The sequence below is a fragment of the Flavobacterium poyangense genome (assembly GCF_011751075.1).
GTDB lineage: Bacteria > Bacteroidota > Bacteroidia > Flavobacteriales > Flavobacteriaceae > Flavobacterium > Flavobacterium poyangense.
In genome coordinates, this window is sequence record NZ_JAALLN010000119.1 from 1 (window position 1) to 644 (window position 644).

1 protein-coding gene is annotated in these 644 nt (G+C 69.3%); it reads right to left on the bottom strand.

All coding sequences use genetic code 11. The annotated features are described in order from the left end of the window. Nucleotides 1–644, bottom strand: a 644-nt coding sequence (locus G3A47_RS22885) for a hypothetical protein (protein ID WP_166926587.1), incomplete at both ends; no start/stop codon positions are given.

Below are 644 nucleotides of genomic sequence, written 5' to 3' on the forward strand. Positions count from 1 at the left end.
AGCCTGGCGCCGGCATGCAGCGTGACCCGCGCAGTGTTGGCGGAAGTCAAGATAACAGGGACGGCGCCGACCGCGGGCGAGCGAAACACGTTCGTTGCGCTGACGCTTCCGCTTTTGGCGGTGACGTTGGCCTTGAAGTCGACGACAGGCGCGACGAGGTTGAGGGAGCCGCCATCGGCGAGCGTGAGGTCACGCTCGATGCTGATCTTGCCGCGCGTGGCAAGGTCGAGCCCGCCCAGCTTCTGCGCGTTGAGATGTCCGGCATCGAACCACAAGGTGCCGTTGCGCGTGGATGGCAGCGCGGCGCTGGTGTCGAGCCCCTTCGTGATGCCGGTGATGTCGCCGATGACGATCGCGGAGTTGTGCGCGTCGAGCCGCCCCTGCGCCCCATAGCTGCCGACAAGCAGCTGGCCCGCCTTGGCCACCTGCGTCTGCCCGAGCTTGTAGCCGTCGGTGGTGCCGTCCGGGCGCGCCTGCCGCTGGCGCGTGCCGGTGACGACATCGGCCAGGATGTTGCCCTCGAACACCGCCGTCGGCGCCGACAGCACCAGCTGGCCGGCGTCGCGGCCAACCGTGTAGCCGGCCTCCCAGCTCACATGCTCGCGGCCCCGCCCGAACGGTCCCGTCCACACTTCGGTGAAGCC